Source organism: Thiorhodovibrio litoralis (genome assembly GCF_033954455.1).
Taxonomy (GTDB): domain Bacteria; phylum Pseudomonadota; class Gammaproteobacteria; order Chromatiales; family Chromatiaceae; genus Thiorhodovibrio; species Thiorhodovibrio litoralis.
This window is the reverse complement of the sequence record NZ_CP121473.1, coordinates 39,069-54,010: the sequence shown is the minus strand read 5'-3', so window position 1 is coordinate 54,010 and position 14,942 is coordinate 39,069. Positions and strand designations below refer to the sequence as shown.

Annotated in this window: 15 protein-coding genes; 9 read left to right on the top strand and 6 right to left on the bottom strand. The window is 60.8% G+C overall.

Annotated elements, in window-relative coordinates; genetic code table 11:
• Positions 1-5: 5 nt before the first annotated feature.
• From nqrE to Thiosp_RS00220, 4 genes are all read left to right on the top strand, one after another.
• Positions 6-611, top strand: coding sequence for an NADH:ubiquinone reductase (Na(+)-transporting) subunit E (gene nqrE, locus Thiosp_RS00235; RefSeq protein ID WP_201066447.1), 606 nt, complete (start codon positions 6-8; stop codon positions 609-611).
• A gap of 16 nt (positions 612-627) precedes the next feature.
• Positions 628-1,848, top strand: coding sequence for an NADH:ubiquinone reductase (Na(+)-transporting) subunit F (nqrF, locus tag Thiosp_RS00230; protein WP_201066449.1), 1,221 nt, complete (start codon positions 628-630; stop codon positions 1,846-1,848).
• Positions 1,849-1,862: 14 nt separating this feature from the next.
• Positions 1,863-2,099 carry a hypothetical protein gene (locus Thiosp_RS00225; protein WP_201066451.1) on the top strand — a complete coding sequence of 79 codons (237 nt, stop codon included), beginning with the start codon at positions 1,863-1,865 and terminating at the stop codon, positions 2,097-2,099.
• Between the two features lie 82 nt (positions 2,100-2,181).
• Positions 2,182-2,598 (top strand): CBS domain-containing protein, encoded by a 417-nt coding sequence (locus tag Thiosp_RS00220; protein ID WP_201066453.1) that lies wholly within the window; start codon positions 2,182-2,184, stop codon positions 2,596-2,598.
• A 565-nt stretch (positions 2,599-3,163) separates the two neighbouring features.
• Here Thiosp_RS00220 and Thiosp_RS00215 read toward each other — a convergent pair.
• The 5 genes from Thiosp_RS00215 to rsmI all read right to left on the bottom strand — a co-directional run bounded on the left by Thiosp_RS00215 (position 3,164) and on the right by rsmI (position 8,505).
• On the bottom strand, positions 3,164-4,036 hold the full coding sequence (locus Thiosp_RS00215) for a flagellin N-terminal helical domain-containing protein (RefSeq protein ID WP_201066455.1): 873 nt from the start codon (positions 4,034-4,036) through the stop codon (positions 3,164-3,166).
• Positions 4,037-4,129: 93 nt separating this feature from the next.
• Positions 4,130-4,297 carry a flagellin N-terminal helical domain-containing protein gene (locus Thiosp_RS24610; RefSeq protein ID WP_407702810.1) on the bottom strand — a complete coding sequence of 56 codons (168 nt, stop codon included), beginning with the start codon at positions 4,295-4,297 and terminating at the stop codon, positions 4,130-4,132.
• A 943-nt stretch (positions 4,298-5,240) separates the two neighbouring features.
• Positions 5,241-6,620: a ribulose-bisphosphate carboxylase gene (locus Thiosp_RS00210; protein WP_201066457.1), complete on the bottom strand. Its 1,380-nt coding sequence runs from the start codon at positions 6,618-6,620 to the stop codon at positions 5,241-5,243.
• 155 nt (positions 6,621-6,775) lie between these two features.
• Positions 6,776-7,450 carry a phosphate-starvation-inducible PsiE family protein gene (locus tag Thiosp_RS00205; protein ID WP_242518535.1) on the bottom strand — a complete coding sequence of 225 codons (675 nt, stop codon included), beginning with the start codon at positions 7,448-7,450 and terminating at the stop codon, positions 6,776-6,778.
• A gap of 155 nt (positions 7,451-7,605) precedes the next feature.
• Complete coding sequence (gene rsmI / locus Thiosp_RS00200) at positions 7,606-8,505, bottom strand: 16S rRNA (cytidine(1402)-2'-O)-methyltransferase (RefSeq protein ID WP_201066459.1); 900 nt, start codon at positions 8,503-8,505, stop codon at positions 7,606-7,608.
• Positions 8,506-8,614: 109 nt separating this feature from the next.
• Here rsmI and Thiosp_RS00195 point away from each other — a divergent pair, with 109 nt between their 5' ends.
• From Thiosp_RS00195 to cls, 5 genes are all read left to right on the top strand, one after another.
• Entirely contained in the window at positions 8,615-10,429 is a 1,815-nt protein-coding gene (locus Thiosp_RS00195; RefSeq protein WP_201066460.1) for a penicillin-binding protein activator, read from the top strand.
• Positions 10,426-10,845 (top strand): YraN family protein, encoded by a 420-nt coding sequence (locus tag Thiosp_RS00190; protein ID WP_201066461.1) that lies wholly within the window; start codon positions 10,426-10,428, stop codon positions 10,843-10,845. Before Thiosp_RS00195 ends, Thiosp_RS00190 begins: the two co-directional genes overlap by 4 nt.
• Positions 10,846-10,909: 64 nt before the next feature.
• Positions 10,910-11,503 (top strand): BON domain-containing protein, encoded by a 594-nt coding sequence (locus tag Thiosp_RS00185; RefSeq protein ID WP_323696765.1) that lies wholly within the window; start codon positions 10,910-10,912, stop codon positions 11,501-11,503.
• Positions 11,460-12,890 carry an FAD-binding oxidoreductase gene (locus tag Thiosp_RS00180; protein ID WP_201066463.1) on the top strand — a complete coding sequence of 477 codons (1,431 nt, stop codon included), beginning with the start codon at positions 11,460-11,462 and terminating at the stop codon, positions 12,888-12,890. Before Thiosp_RS00185 ends, Thiosp_RS00180 begins: the two co-directional genes overlap by 44 nt.
• Positions 12,891-12,974: 84 nt before the next feature.
• Positions 12,975-14,438: a cardiolipin synthase gene (cls, locus tag Thiosp_RS00175; RefSeq protein ID WP_201066464.1), complete on the top strand. Its 1,464-nt coding sequence runs from the start codon at positions 12,975-12,977 to the stop codon at positions 14,436-14,438.
• A 190-nt stretch (positions 14,439-14,628) separates the two neighbouring features.
• Here cls and Thiosp_RS00170 read toward each other — a convergent pair whose 3' ends face one another.
• Positions 14,629-14,916: a hypothetical protein gene (locus Thiosp_RS00170; RefSeq protein ID WP_201066465.1), complete on the bottom strand. Its 288-nt coding sequence runs from the start codon at positions 14,914-14,916 to the stop codon at positions 14,629-14,631.
• Between the last annotated feature and the right edge of the window lie 26 nt (positions 14,917-14,942).

The following is a 14,942-nucleotide window of genomic DNA, read 5'->3' as shown; positions in this document are numbered from 1 at the left end:
CTGCCATGCTCGAACACTACCTTTCCCTGCTGTTCAAGGCGGTCTTCGTCGAGAATCTGGCCTTGTCCTTTTTTCTCGGCATGTGCACCTTCCTGGCCGTTTCCAAGCGCATTTCCACCGCGCTGGGGCTTGGCATCGCGGTGGTCGTCGTGCAGACCATCACGGTGCCGGCCAATCATCTAATCAACGAATATCTGCTGCGGGAAGGGGCCCTTACCTGGCTGGGGCTCGGCGAGGTCGATCTCAGCTTTCTTGGGCTGATCACCTACATCGGCGTGATCGCCGCCATGGTGCAGATCCTTGAGATGATCCTCGACCGCTATTTTCCGGCCCTGCATGCCGCCCTGGGCATCTTTCTGCCGCTGATCACTGTCAACTGCGCCATTCTTGGCGGCTCGCTCTTTATGGTGGAACGCGGCTATGACTTCGGCGAGAGCCTGGTCTATGGATTCGGCAGCGGGCTCGGCTGGGCCTTGGCCATTGTGTTGCTGGCCGGGATTCGCGAAAAGCTAAAGTACAGCGATGTCCCGGCCGGGCTGCAGGGACTCGGCATTACCTTCATCACCACCGGGCTGATGGCCATGGCCTTCATGTCCTTCTCCGGAATTTAGCTCTGACACCGCCATCATGCTGGACGTCACCCTAGGCATCGTTGTTTTCACCGCCGTGGTCCTGCTGCTGGTCGCGGTCATCCTGACTGCTCGCAGCCGCCTGGTGCCGAGCGGCGACGTCGCGATTCACATCAATGGCGAGCATCGGGTGCAAACGCGCCCTGGCAACAAGCTGCTCGGCTCTCTGGCCGAGGCGGGGCTCTTCGTATCCTCGGCCTGCGGCGGTGGCGGTACCTGCGGCCAGTGCCGGGTGCGGGTGCTCGAGGGTGGCGGCGAGCTGCTGCCGACGGAGAGCAGCCTGATCAGCAAGCGCGAGGCATCCGAGGGTTATCGGCTCTCATGTCAGCTTGGCGTCAAACAGGACCTGCACATCGAATTGCCGCGCGAGGTTTTTGGCGTCAAAAAATGGAACTGCCGGGTGCGCTCCAACCGAAGCGTCTCGACCTTCATCAAAGAGCTGGTGCTGGAGTTGCCGGCAGGCGAGCAGATGGACTTTCGCGCCGGTGGTTACATCCAGATCGAATGCCCGCCTTATCGGGTGCCCTTTCGCGACTTCGACATCCCCGAAATGTTCCGCGCCGACTGGGACAATTACGACCTCTGGCGCTATGTGGCGGAAACCAAAGAACCCGCGATGCGCGCTTATTCCATGGCGAATTATCCCGGCGAGCAAGGCATTGTGATGCTCAATGTGCGCATCGCCACCCCCCCGCCGAATAAGCCAAATGCACCGCCCGGGATTATGTCGAGCTACATTTTTCATCTAAAGCCCGGCGATGATGTCACCGTCTCTGGCCCCTTTGGTGAATTCTTTGCCAAAGAGACCGATGCCGAGATGGTGTTTGTCGGCGGTGGCGCCGGCATGGCGCCAATGCGAAGCCACATTTTCGATCAGCTCGAGCGGCTGAACTCCAAGCGCAAGATCAGCTTCTGGTATGGCGCGCGCAGCAAGCGCGAAATCTTCTACCAGGAGGATTTCGACCGCTTGGCGGCCAAGCATGAGAACTTTAGCTGGAAGATCGCGCTGTCCGACCCGCAGCCGGAGGACAACTGGGAGGGCTCGGTCGGCTTTATCCATAAAGTGCTGTTCGATGAATATCTCGGCCAGCACCCGGCGCCCGAGGACTGCGAATACTACATGTGCGGCCCGCCGATGATGACCGCCGCCGTTATCGGCATGCTCAAGAACCTCGGCGTCGAAGACGACAACATCCTGCTCGACAATTTCGGGGGCTAAGGCCAGGTTAGGACATGTTCGAGCTTGCTTTCGCGCTGCTGCTGTTCCTTCTCGCCTTTCTCGGCATGGCTATCGGCGTGCTGCGCGGTGGCCGCGGCATCGCCGGCAGTTGCGGCGGTCTTGCCCATCTGCCCGGCATCACCTCCGACTGCGGCGGGGCCTGCCGCGCCGAAGGCCGCAGCTGTCAGCGCGAGGCCGGTGCCGATATGGATGCCGACAATGGCCCAACCGCCGCAGATCATCCCGCCTGAGCCGCCCGCCCGCACGGATTTCCGACTCGAACGACAACAACGACGACAAGCTAGCCTTGGCCCACCCGAGGAGGACAGAACGATGCCCGGAACCAAAACCGCCAAAGAGATCATGTCACAAGGACTGGTGACCTTTCGCCCCGACATGGACATTCTGGAGGCCGTGCGCACCCTGATCGAGAAACGCATCTCAGGCGCACCCGTGCTCGACCAACTCGGCAATCTGGTCGGCATGCTGACCGAGCGCGATTGCCTGAAGGTCGCGCTGGATGCGAGCTACTACCGCGAGAGCGGCGGCAAGGTGGAGAGCTTCATGACACCGGCAGTCATCAACGTCTCTGCCGACACCCCCGCCGTCGAGATTGCCGAGCGCTTCGCCACCAGCCACCTGCGCCGCCTGCCGGTGCTGGAAAACGGTCGCCTGATCGGCATCGTCAGCCGCCGCGACATACTCCGCCAGCTCGAATCTGGCTGGGAACCCGACGCCAGTCGGGCCTAGCCTGCGCTCGCTGCTCCCGACCGCACGCGATTGCCCTGCCAGCCCCGGGTAATCCGGGGTCTGGTCGCTGGACGCAATACCCCGGAGGTCTCGGCATGCAAAAGGGGTATTCGGAATCTACTGTTGGTTAAGGCATGCGGTTCTGGCGATGTCAGCAGCGCGTGGCCGCTTCGGCTGTTAGGAGTTGGTCAATTTGCACTTATTTGAAAACTCGGCTTGTAGTGTTGGCCTCTATCGAGAAATGCGGGCAACTAGCTTTCAGGCGGAGCAATACAAAGGTCGCTAATTATTCGAGGCTGGTCGCACAATGGTGCACGAACAAATGGACGCAAAGTAAACCGCGACCTTTGCGGCTGGTATCGGCCAACTCCAGACCGCGTCTCTTAGGCGGCAGAGGACAGCAAAAGAAACCATAGCAGACATCATTGCGCTAGATACAGCAATATCTGCGTAAGATAGCACTGCTGCAATTCCATGAAGCTGCATACCAGCCCTAAAAATGAAATGACTACTTGATTGGGTTGCTCCGATGGCACCCAGCGTTCAGTTGACCTTGGAAGAACGGCTACTGGAGTAGCGACAAAGCACTCTGTGGCGACGAGTTTGCTTGCGCCAAAACCGAAATGCCGGCCTGCTGAAGAATTTGTACTCGAGTAAGTTCTGCTGTCTCGGCCGCGAAGTCTGCATCGCGAATTCTCGAACGGGCAGCGGACATGTTTTCAGAAGAGACACTGAGGTTGCTAATCGCACTCTCAAATTTAGCTTGTACCGCTCCCAGTTCAGCCCGCATGGAGTTAATTTGATCCAAAGCAGCATCTGCCAGACTAATCGCCCACCCGGAATCCCTCGCGGTTTCTAGGCTGAGTTCATCTAAAGTTATATTTTTTGTATAACTAATGCTAGGGTCATTCCTATAATGGATTTCCCCACCCAAACTTGACGTCCGCGCATCAATGCCTTTCACAGCAATCATCTGCCCTTGATTAGCCCCAACCTGAAAAAATGTTTCATTTCTCGATCCATCCAGCACAGCCCGCCCGTTAAATTCCGTGTTTAGCGCAACGCGCTGAATCTCCTTGATCAGTGCCTGCGACTCGCCGTCAAGCGCGAACCGATCACTCGCAGTATTGCTCCCATTTGCAGATTGCACGGCTAACTCACGAATTCGCTGCAAATTGCCACCGATGGTACTTAGAGCAGATTCAGCAACCTGCGAAAATGAAATGCCGTCATTCGCATTTCTGATTGACTGATTTAGACCCCGAATCTGAGAAGTGAAACGCTCTGAAATTGCTAGTCCAGCAGCATCATCTTTTGCGCTATTAATGCGAAATCCTGTCGAGAGTCGGGCGAGTGTCTTTGAAATACCCTTCTGTGAGTTAGCAAGGTTTCGTTGAGCGGTCAGAGACTTCACATTAGTATTTATGACTTGGGCCATCTGATCTACCTGTTTAGTGAGCTACTAGCGGTAATGCGAATCAGCGCAATGATGTCATCGACCTCGGCTTGGAGATTTTGCCGATCGCCGGCACTATAGAGTGTCGTTGGAGGCTTTAATTGCCAGCTTGAGGATGCGCTGCAGTTCGTCGCTGCCGGTCGACAGGGCGCTTCCCCTGACCTGGGTCAGGGAGATGCCGCCGTTGGCATTACGGATAGCCTGATCAAGTCCTCTAGTCTGCGAGGTGAAGCGCTCAGAGATTGCTAGACCCGCTGCATCGTCCGTTGCTCGATTGACCCACGGCCCAGTGGAGAGCCGCTGCTAGGGCGATGCTTGCGCGTTGGAGGTGAGGTTGAGGTTGCGCTGGAAAGTCGTAGCTATCGTGTTTGTATGAAGTGTCAACACGCAAGGCGGCTCTAGGTTGGTCCGCCTCAATCCTTGGCGAGGTTAAAAACAGTTTTCACCTTCCGCGACGTTGCGAAAAGCGGATGCTCAAGGTTTAACGTCATCACACCATGCAAGTTAAGCAGGTATCAAGAAATTTTTCACGTTCTATCGTCTTTTGGTGCCCTATTATCGACGGATAATAATGTCGTTATGCTCTAAAAAACAATAAGTAACAAAGGATTAGAGTAATTATAATTTCCCAGCAACTTAGTGCGCTTTGTGAGGCTTTCATTTGCAAGAGGGGTCGTCGTCACAATCATTAGGGGCGAGTGTCGCCTGTCCGCGCTGCTGCGGCCCCTAGTCCTTGAAGCATCAGTGTCTGGTTTGGGTCGGAAGCGGAAGGGCGAAAGGTGCAAATGCTGGCTGGTGTCGGCAGCGTTCTGTCTACTCCCTGACGGTCCAACCCGGGCAGTCGCTTTAGTGGCTCGCCCTGACCCGGCGCAGGTGCTGCGGTTGAACCTTCGATATGGCGGCAAGTTGTCCGAGAGTGGGGGTGTTGGGCTCGCCACGGACAGACGGGGGAGTCAGTCCCTCCACCGCGAGCTCATCCAATGAGTTCAGGGTGCGCGGAACGGCGCGCAAATTTCCAACATTGTTGCGCAAGCTCGGGGCAGGCGAGTTCGACTGAGCGTTCCACATCCGACTGGACTCCCCGTAACGGTTTCTCCACAGTCAATTCCGGATAGCCTACAAGAGCCCGCCTCCCTTCGCGGAGGAAGGGAAGCCAGGCGCGGGTGGACAAGCCGAGGTTAGCGCATCAAACGCCCAACTTCTCGCGCCAGCCGGGGAAGATGGCATCGGCATCGTGCGGGAAGGACTCGAAGGCGCGGGCGAATTCTTTGTGATCCTTCGCCCAGTCGAGCGGATTAGCGCCGGCTTTCCAGCACTCGAAGGCTTGCAGCAGCGAGCGCGCACCGGCCGCCGGGCCATCGACATGGCCGTAAGAACCGCCACCCGCGGTGTTGATCAGGTTGGCGTGGCCGAGGTTCTCGAAGAAGCCCACCAGGCGCAAAGCGTTCATTCCACCGGAGATGATCGGCGTGGTCGGCTTCATTCCCAACCATTCCTGATGGTAGGCCGGCCCCTGACAGCTATCGCGCTCGATCATGTAGGCGATAATCTTGTCCTTGGCGTCACCCTCCATCTTGCCGTAGCCCATGGTACCGACGTGAATACCTGAAGCACCTTGCAGACGCGCCATCTTAGCCAGCACAAAGGCTGTGTAGCCGCGCTTGGAACTTGGCGAGGTGATAGCACCGTGGCCGGCACGGTGGTAATGCAGGTACTGATCCGGGTACTGGCGGCGAATGGTGGTGACCATGCCCGGCCCGCCGACATAGCCATCGACCAGCAGTGCCACCTTATCGGCATCGGAGCCGAAAGTCTCGAGCACGAAATCCGCGCGCGCGCACATCTCGTAATGGTCATCGGCGGTCACGTTCATCGAGAACAACTTGGCCTGACCGGTCTCGTCCTGGGCGCGCTTCATGGCGTCGGCCACCAGAGGAATGACCTTTTTAGTTGGGCAGAACACCTGGTTGCCCTGGGGTTCGTCGTTCTTGATGAAGTCGCCGCCAAGCCAGAAGGAATAGGCCGCCTCGGCAAAGGGTTCTGGGCGCAGGCCAAGCTTGGGCTTGATGATGGTGCCGGCAATGTAGCCGCCATCCTTGACCGGACGGCCGAGAATGCGCCACAGATTGCTGATGTCGGTCGCCGGACCGTCGAAAAGCTGCAGCGCGCGCGGCGGGACGTGGAAGTCGTACATCTTGGCATGTTCAATGTCGCCCATGCCCTGATTGTTGCCGATGGTGAGCGTCAGAAAGGACACCATCATCATGCGCCCGTCGATCATGTTGCGATCGAACAACTCGAGCGGATAGGCAATGCGCATCTCCTCGGTGGCCTCGTCGATGTGATAGACCAGCGCATCGACGTGCTTGGTAAAGTCATCGGTGGTGCAGACTTCCACATTGGTGCCGGTGGAGGACTCAGCGGCAAAGTGCGCGGCGGCCTCGAGATAGCCATGGCCGGCCATCGGCTTCATTTTGTAGGCGCACAGGATATGATTGCCGCCGGCGATCAGCTCGTCTTCGTTCAGGCTGAGATCGGCGTAGCGTTTGGATTGGTCTAATGCCATGTAGAAGCTTCCTCAGTGGGTTATCGTCTAACACTCAGGCCTTTACCACTGCCCAAAGACAACCTCGGGCAGATTAAAGACCTCGTTCACAAAAGGGAAATACCCTAACCCACTCGGAAAGCTCAGCCCAACGATATTTGTCGGTTGCGGCCTCCTCAGCAACCGTCACCCGGAGCGCTTGCGCGGATGCCCGGAGCCTGATCGATGCGCGAGACCAGCCAGTAGGTCGCGCCCAGCGCGATCACTACCGCTGCGACACCGATCAGATCAAGCGCGCTGTATTCACTCATGTCCAGCACGATGATCTTTCGCGCGATCGCCATCAGCGCGGTGGCAATAACCAGTTTCACCGGAAACACGTCAGAACGAATATAGAGGGTGATATTGGCGAAGATCTCAAACGCGATCAGTACCGCCAGAAAACCGCCGAAGGTCTTGACGATGTCCGGCACCATAAAATAAGGCGCCGAGGTGAGCGCCTGGTAGAGCTGATAGATGACGCTGATCACGCCCTCGACGATGACCACGACCATGGCGATGGCAAGCACATAGGCTGCCGCCCGCATGATCCAGTGCAGCACCCGCAGCACCGGGTCCGATGACTCGATCGGGAATTCTTCATGACCAGCCGATTGATGCGATGCCATGCCTTTCTCCTGTTGCAACTGTCCCTGTGTCATGCGATCCGGGTCTCGATGACCGGGCCAACTCAGTCCAAAATCAGCCGCCGACCGGTCAGCGCGGTCCCGGCGGCATGCCAGTCGATAGCCGCTGACCATAAAGCCGATGGCCACCAGCCCGGCAAGAATCACCGCCAGATAATCTGGCATCACAGCCGGCTCACCAGCCCGTCACGGCCTGAAAAACGGGAGTTGTTGACATGATTTATCCTCAAGCTCATTGAATCATTATCTGAGTTGACTCTTGCAGGCAGCCGATGGCAGCTGGCGCCACCAACAACAGACCTCTGCGCTGCGGCCTGCCATCAAGACTGCCTGTCATCATTACGGTGGCCATCCTCAGCGGCAAGAGCCGCGCGATACAGCCAGTTGCGCGGCAAACCAGTGATGCGCGCCGCCAGAGCCGCGGCCTGACGGGTCGGCAATTCGGCGCGCAGGATGTCGAGCACCACCAGGGCCTCGCGCTCACGTTCTGCCGAGGCGCCACCGCTGGCGCCCTCGATCAGCAGCACCAGCTCCCCCAACTGATGCTCAGTCTCCGCGCTCACCCGCGCATGCAGCTGCGCCAGCGAGTCTGAAAGGTAGGTCTCGAAGCGCTTAGTGAGCTCACGTGCGATCACAGCCCGGCGTGCCTCACCCAGCACCGCTGCGCAATCTTGCAGGGTCGCCAGCACGCGCTTGCCGCTCTCGTAGAGAATTAGGGTACCGGGTTCCGCGACCGCTGTTTCAAGAAAAGCACGCCGCGCACTTTGGCTGCGCGGTGCAAAACCAAGAAACAAAAACCGATCACTGGGTAGACCGGACGCGGACAGCGCACAAATCAAAGCGCTTGGGCCGGGAATGGGCACCACCTCAATGCCCAGCGCGCGCGCCTCGCGCACCAGCACAAAGCCGGGATCGCTGATCAGCGGGGTGCCGGCATCGCTGATCAGCGCGATGCTCTCGCCCGCCGCGAGTCGCTCCAGCAGGCGCGCATGCGCCTGCGCCTCGTTGTGGTCATGGTAGCTGCAGACGGGCTTGCCGATGCCCAGATGCGCGAGCAGGCGGCGGCTGTGGCGCGTGTCCTCGCAGGCGATCAAGTCCACGCCCGCGAGGATGCCTGCGGCACGCGAGCTCAGGTCGCCGAGATTGCCGATGGGCGTTGCCACAACGTATAGTACGCTCGGCTTAACTGTCGCATCCAACTGATTTGGCGGAGAGAGCATGAACCCGATACTATCCGTTTCCGCGTTGCGGCCCCTAATCAAATCAAGGCCTATCGAATCAAGACCTATCGCACCAAGGCTGATTAGATCATGGGCACTGGGGCTTGGCTTGGGCGCTGGCTTATTGTTGCTCGCCGGCTGCGCCACAACGCCGGGCGCGGACATGCGCGAGCTGCTCGCCAGCGTGCCTCCCGCTGCGCTTGCCGAGGTTGAAGCCACCGCCACTTCCGGCGATGCGGTAGCCGCTGCCGAGGCCTACCTGGCCTTGGCCAAGAAATCCCAGCCTCCGGCCCGCCAGGCGCTGGAGCTGCGCGCCGCCGAAGCCTTCTATCAGGCGGGACAATCCCAACGCGCGCTGCGCACACTGAGTGCGATAGACAGCGGTCGACTGAGCGCCGGCGCGCGCAACCAGGAACGCCTGCTCGCCGCACGGGTTGCCGTGCAGGCCGCGCTTCCCGAGCGCGCGCTCAACGCGCTGGGGAGACTCGGGTCTTTTGGTCTGTCTGAATCCGAGCGTATCGAACGCCTAGGCTTAGAAGCGGCAGCTTACCGGCAAAACGGCGATCCCGTCCAGGCAGCACAGGTGCTCGATGAACTCGACCGGCTGCTTGAGGACGCGTCGCAGCGTCGCGATAACCAGGTTTCCCTGCTGTTGACACTCTCGACGCTCCAGCCGGCAAGCTTGCAGCGGCTCAAGACACAGGGCAACCAGCGCATGCGTGGCTGGGCCAGCCTGGCTGAATTGCTGGCGAGCGCCAACAACGCCGACAGCGCGCTCCTGACCCGCTATGGTCAATGGCGCTCGCAACATGGCTCTATGCCCATTGATAACGAACTGCCGCGCGCTTACTTCGCGACCCTGACCGGCGACTACCCCGCGGGCAGCGATGCCTGGGCGCTGTTACCCCAGGGCGGGCGCTTTAGCAGCGCCAGCCAGGCCATCGTCCAAGGCATGCGGCAGGCGGATGGACAAAATGACAGCGGGAGGCGTCCCCAGCTTCACCTCGCCGATAGCACGGCCAATGCGGACGGGGCCTATCAGCGCGCTGTCGCCGCCGGTGCCGATCTAGTGATCGGCCCGCTGCAAAAGCCCGCAGTCAATGCCCTGAGCGGATATCAGGCGGTTCCAGTTCCCACACTCGCGCTCAACCAAAACACCAACGACCGCTCCCTGCCCAGCCAGCTTTATCAGTTTGCCCTGTCGCCCGAGGATGAAGCCGTCAGCGCTGCAAATCATGCCTGGGCCTCCGGTTTCCGCTCGACCTTGCTGTTGTATCCTAGCGGCCCCTGGGGCAGCCGCATGGCCAACGCCTTCCGCGTGCACTGGCTGACACTTGGCGGCAAGCTGGCCGGTGAGGTTGTCTATGGCGACACCAATGCCAGCAAGGTCAGCAGCACCGAGACTCTGCTCGCTCCGAGCACCGGCGATTTGATTTTCATGGTCGCGAGCAGCGCCGACGCGCCGGCCATCTGGCGCGGGCTTGCCATTGCCAACACCCGTCATCTCCCCGTGCTTGCCACCTCCCACGTCTACAACGGCACCGCAGATGGCGCACTCGCACTCACCGGGCTGTACTTTGTTGATATTCCCTGGCTGATCGAGCCCACGAGCAGTGCCTCGCGCGCCTTCGCGCGACCACCCGGAGGGTCGGGCAATGCCTCGCTGACGCGACTGAAGGCCATGGGAATTGACAGCTACCGCCTCGCACCGCGCACTGAGGCCATGTCCGCCCACTCTGGTCATTTCTTCCCGGGAGTAAGCGGAGGTCTGACCTTCGACGGAACCGGACGGGTGCTGCGAAATCTGCCGCTCGCACGCATGGAGGCAACGGGGCCAACCCCGGTCGCACGCATCGCAAACGCGAGCGCAAAAACCAAGACCGCTCAGACATCGCCCGCAACCGGCCAGTTTGCCAGTCGATGAATGCCCAGCACGCGCGTGCGCCTGCACCTTCCTCCGCGGAGGACTCGTCGGGAACTGACGTCCAAGCCCGGTCAAAAGCTGGGAAAAGTTACGAAGCCCGCGCACGCGCCTACCTCCAAGCCCAGGGACTCGAATGGATCGCATCCAATCATCGTTGCCGTTTCGGGGAAATCGATCTCATCATGCGCGACTGCCAGGTGCTCGCATTCATCGAGGTACGCTTTCGCCGATCGCAGCACTACGGCGGCGCAAGTGCGAGCGTGGATGCCCGCAAACAGCGCCGGCTGATCACCGCCGCGCGCCATTACCTGAGCCGCCATCCAACTGACAACCCCTGCCGCTTCGATGTCGTTGCAATCGACGGCCAGGAACACATCCGCTGGATCAAGGGAGCGTTCGATGCATCCGAACCATGACCGCGCGAGAATCTCACATCCTCTCTGGCGCCGCGCGCGTCGCTCTGCCTGGATCTTGTTGGCAGTGCTCGCCGTCCTCAGCGCCGGCCTTTCGCTGTCCGGCTGCGGCCCAATGGTCGTCGCCGGCGCGGCTTACGGCGGTGCGGTTCTGCATGAACGGCGCTCGGCGCAAACCGTGCTGGATGACAAGGCCATTGAGGTGCAGGGCTTCCATTACTACTACCAGAACCCGGACATCAGCGAGCACAGCAGTATCAGCGTGACCAGCTACAATTACGAGGCCCTGCTGACCGGGCAGGCTGAAAGTGCCGAGGTCGCGCGCAGCTTTGCCGAAATCATCGCCCGCCTGCCCAAGGTCACCCGGGTTTATAACGAGGTCGAGATCGGCCCGGACATCAGCCTGACGCGCGAGAGTGAGGACACCTATCTGCAAACGCGCGCCAAGCTGGCGCTGGCAAGCATCAAGCTGGAAGATTTCGACCCGCTGCGGGTCAAGGTGGTGGTCGAGAACGGCGTGGTCTATCTGATGGGTCTGGTGGCCCCGCAGGAGGCTGAGGCGGCAGTCGACAAGGTCAGACGCATTCCCGGCGTCGTGCGCGTGGTACGGATCTTCAATGTCACCCATCTCAGCACAGCTGCATCCGCCCCGACTCCCTGAGCGCCTCGCTCGCGCGCTGGCAGACATCGTCGGCGCCGATGCCCTGCTGACGGACCCAGCCGACTGCTGGGCCTACGGCTATGACAACAGCCGTCGTCAGGGACAACCGGGGGCCGTCGTCTTCGTCAAAGACGCCGCGCAGGTGCAGCACCTGGTGCGACTGTGCGCTGCCGAACGCCTGCCGGTGACGGCCCGCGGCCTCGGCACCGGCACCACAGGCGCCACCGTGCCCGAGCGCGGCGGACTGGTCATCGCATTCGAGCGCATGAAGCAGCTGCTTGAGATCGACGCGGCCAATCGGCTCGCGCGTGTCGAGCCCGGGCTGACGAATCAACAACTCCAGCAGGCGCTGGCACCACTGGGATTTTTCTGGCCACCGGACCCGACCAGCGCAGCGGTCTGCACCATTGGGGGAAATCTCGCCTACAATTCTGCCGGGCCGCGCGCGGTCAAATACGGCACCCCGCGCGAGAACACCCTGGGGCTGAGCGCCGTGATCGGCACTGGCGAGCTGATTCGCACCGGGGTCAACACCACCAAGGGCGTGGTCGGTTACGACCTGACCCGGCTGCTGATCGGCTCCGAGGGCACGCTGGGACTAATTGTCGGGGCTACCCTCAAGCTCACCCCACTGACCGAAGCCAAGCGCACTTTAGCAGCCACCTACAGCGACATCCATGCCGCGGCGACCGCGGTTGCTGCCATCATGGCCCAGCCGGTGACACCTTGCGCGCTGGAGTTCATGGACGCGGCTGCTATCGAGATGGTGCGCGAGTTCTCAGACCTCGGCCTGGCTCCCGAGACCGGTGCCATGTTGATGATCGAAGTCGACGGCCCCGCCGCCTGCGTTGATCTATCAGCCGATGCCGTCAGCGCCGCTGCGCGCGTGCCGGGCCTGCTTGAACTGCGCTCGGCGGCCGATCCTGCGGACGTGGCGGCACTGTGGAAAACCCGCAAGGCACTCTCGCCGGCATTGCGCCACATCGCCCCGAAAAAGATCAACGAGGATGTTGTTGTCCCGGTCTCGCGCATGGCCGAGTTTATCGATGCGCTCGAACAACTCTCCCGCCGCACCGGCATCCGCATCGTCAACTTCGGCCATGCCGGCAATGGCAACATCCATGTGAATCTGCTGGTCGATCCCGACGATCGCGACGAATTGCTTCGCGCCCAGCGCTGCCTGGATGCGGTGTTCGATCTGGTTGTCAGACTCGGCGGCACCCTGTCAGGTGAGCATGGCGTCGGGCTCGAGAAGCGCGACTTCGTCAATCGTGAGCTCGATCCGGCGGCGCTCAAGCTGATGCATGCGATCAAACGACAGTTTGACCCGGCGGGCATTCTCAACCCTGGCAAAGGACTGCCAAACCCCGAGCCGGTAGCGCCTTGACACCAGAGCGCGCGAAGCTACCTGCCATCAACGGCATTTTTTCTTTGCAAGCCAAACTGCCATACCCTTTGAGTAGAACATCTCATGACTGAATCCAGCCTCATCGCCAGCTTGCTCCTGTTCGGGCACTTCGCACTTCAAGTTGGCATTGCCATGCGCGCCATGCTTCGCCCGCACCGCCAACCCGCGGCGCGCATGGCCTGGGTGGTGGTGATCTTCGCCATTCCTGTCGCCGGCTTCCTCGCCTATCTGATGGTGGGCGATACCAACATCGGTCGCCGCCGGGTCGCGCGTCTACAGCAGTCACTCGCGCGCCTGCCCGCTCCGTCGCAGGTGGCCAATCCCGATTTCACCTCTGGCGTCACGACGAAGGTACCGGAGCAATACCGCCATCTGTTCCGGCTGGGCGAATCCATCAGCGGTTTCTTGCCCGCCACCGGCAATAGCGCACGCCTGATGCGAGACTCAAACGCGAGCATCGAGGCCATGGTGGCGGACATCGACGCGGCCCGCGACCATGTGCATCTCCTGTTTTACATCTGGCTGCCGGATCACAATGGCATGCGCATCGCCGAGGCACTGATGCGCGCGGCTCAGCGCGGGGTGTGCTGCCGCGCACTGGCGGACGATCTTGGCTCGCGGCGGATGATCGGCTCCGAGCACTGGCAGGAGATGGCCGCCGCCGGGGTGCACCTGGCGCGCGCGCTGCCAATCGGCAATCCGTTGCTGCGCGTGCTGGCCGGGCGCATCGATCTGCGCAATCACCGCAAGATCGTGGTCATCGATGATCGCATTACTTATTGTGGCAGCCAGAACTGCGCCGACCCCGAATTCCTGGTCAAAGCCAAGTACGCGCCCTGGGTGGACCTGATGGTGCGCTTTGAAGGGCCGATCGCGCGGCAGAATCAGTACCTGTTCGCCAGCGACTGGATGCCCCATTTCAAGGATGACATCGACGCGCTGTTGCACCGCCCGCTGCCGGCCCAGACTGAGGACCATGGTCTGCCGGCGCAGGTGATCGGCACCGGACCGACGGTGCGCTGGTCCGCCATGCCCGAGGTCTTCGAGGCGCTGATCCATGGCGCGCGTCGGGAGCTGACCATCTCCACGCCTTACTATGTGCCGGATGAATCCCTCCAGGCGGCACTCTGCACCAGCGCTCGGCGCGGGGTGCGCACAACCATTATTTTCCCCGCGCGCAACGACAGCCGCATCGTCGCGGCCGCCAGCCGCAGCTACTATGCCGAACTGCTCTCTGCCGGTGTGCGCATTTTTGAATATCCCAAAGGCCTGCTGCACACCAAGTCTTTGACCATGGACGGCGACATCGCTTTGATCGGCTCGGCCAACATGGACAGGCGCAGCTTTGAGCTCAATTACGAAAACAACATCCTGCTCTACGACCCGACCCTAACCGCCGCGCTGCACGAGCGCCAGCAGCAATACCTAGCGGACTCGCTCGAAGTGACTGCCGAGCAGGTCGCCACCTGGAGCTGGCACCGGCGCTTGTGGAACAACACCATTGCCATGCTCGGGCCCGTGCTCTAATCGGCTCTAACTCAGCATATCGTATCCAAAGAAAGCTTCAGGTTTTGAGGCGGATAACGGGCGCGGGGGTCTCCAGCGGCAGGACGCCGCTGGGAAGCCTACAGGGAAGTATTCACGGCGTCCCCCGCGGCCGTTATCCGGCTCAAAACGAGCTGGAATGTGACGCGAAGGTAGGGGGTTAATTGGAGGACTACTGGGCGCGTTCTTCGTTCGCAAGCGCCTTTTCGGTGATCTCATGGTAGAGATCAACCGCGCGGGTGTAGAGCGGCTGCAGGTCCGGGCGCTGATCCACCAGCGACTTGATGTGCTGCGCATCTTCAAACACGCGGGCGAGAAAATCCATGTCGAAGGTCTCCAGGGTACCGCCCTGGTCGACCCGCTCCTTGATCTCCAGCGCCCGCGGCAGGCGGAACTTCTCGAAGCGTTCGAGAAAGGCCATCACCACGCCGTCCTGATCTTGTTGCTTGCTGTCTTGCATCGACTTGCCCTCGGGGCCATGCGGCG

Excerpts from the sequence above, each read along its gene's own strand:
- nqrE (WP_201066447.1), top strand. The coding sequence starts at position 6 with ATGCTCGAACACTACCTTTCCCTGCTGTTCAAGGCGGTCTTCGTCGAG.
- nqrF (WP_201066449.1), top strand. The coding sequence starts at position 628 with ATGCTGGACGTCACCCTAGGCATCGTTGTTTTCACCGCCGTGGTCCTG.
- Thiosp_RS00225 (WP_201066451.1), top strand. The coding sequence starts at position 1,863 with ATGTTCGAGCTTGCTTTCGCGCTGCTGCTGTTCCTTCTCGCCTTTCTC.
- Thiosp_RS00220 (WP_201066453.1), top strand. The coding sequence starts at position 2,182 with ATGCCCGGAACCAAAACCGCCAAAGAGATCATGTCACAAGGACTGGTG.
- Thiosp_RS00215 (WP_201066455.1), bottom strand. The coding sequence starts at position 4,036 with ATGGCCCAAGTCATAAATACTAATGTGAAGTCTCTGACCGCTCAACGA.
- Thiosp_RS00210 (WP_201066457.1), bottom strand. The coding sequence starts at position 6,620 with ATGGCATTAGACCAATCCAAACGCTACGCCGATCTCAGCCTGAACGAA.
- Thiosp_RS00205 (WP_242518535.1), bottom strand. The coding sequence starts at position 7,450 with ATGCCAGATTATCTGGCGGTGATTCTTGCCGGGCTGGTGGCCATCGGC.
- rsmI (WP_201066459.1), bottom strand. The coding sequence starts at position 8,505 with ATGCTCTCTCCGCCAAATCAGTTGGATGCGACAGTTAAGCCGAGCGTA.
- Thiosp_RS00190 (WP_201066461.1), top strand. The coding sequence starts at position 10,426 with ATGAATGCCCAGCACGCGCGTGCGCCTGCACCTTCCTCCGCGGAGGAC.
- Thiosp_RS00180 (WP_201066463.1), top strand. The coding sequence starts at position 11,460 with ATGTCACCCATCTCAGCACAGCTGCATCCGCCCCGACTCCCTGAGCGC.
- cls (WP_201066464.1), top strand. The coding sequence starts at position 12,975 with ATGACTGAATCCAGCCTCATCGCCAGCTTGCTCCTGTTCGGGCACTTC.
- Thiosp_RS00170 (WP_201066465.1), bottom strand. The coding sequence starts at position 14,916 with ATGCAAGACAGCAAGCAACAAGATCAGGACGGCGTGGTGATGGCCTTT.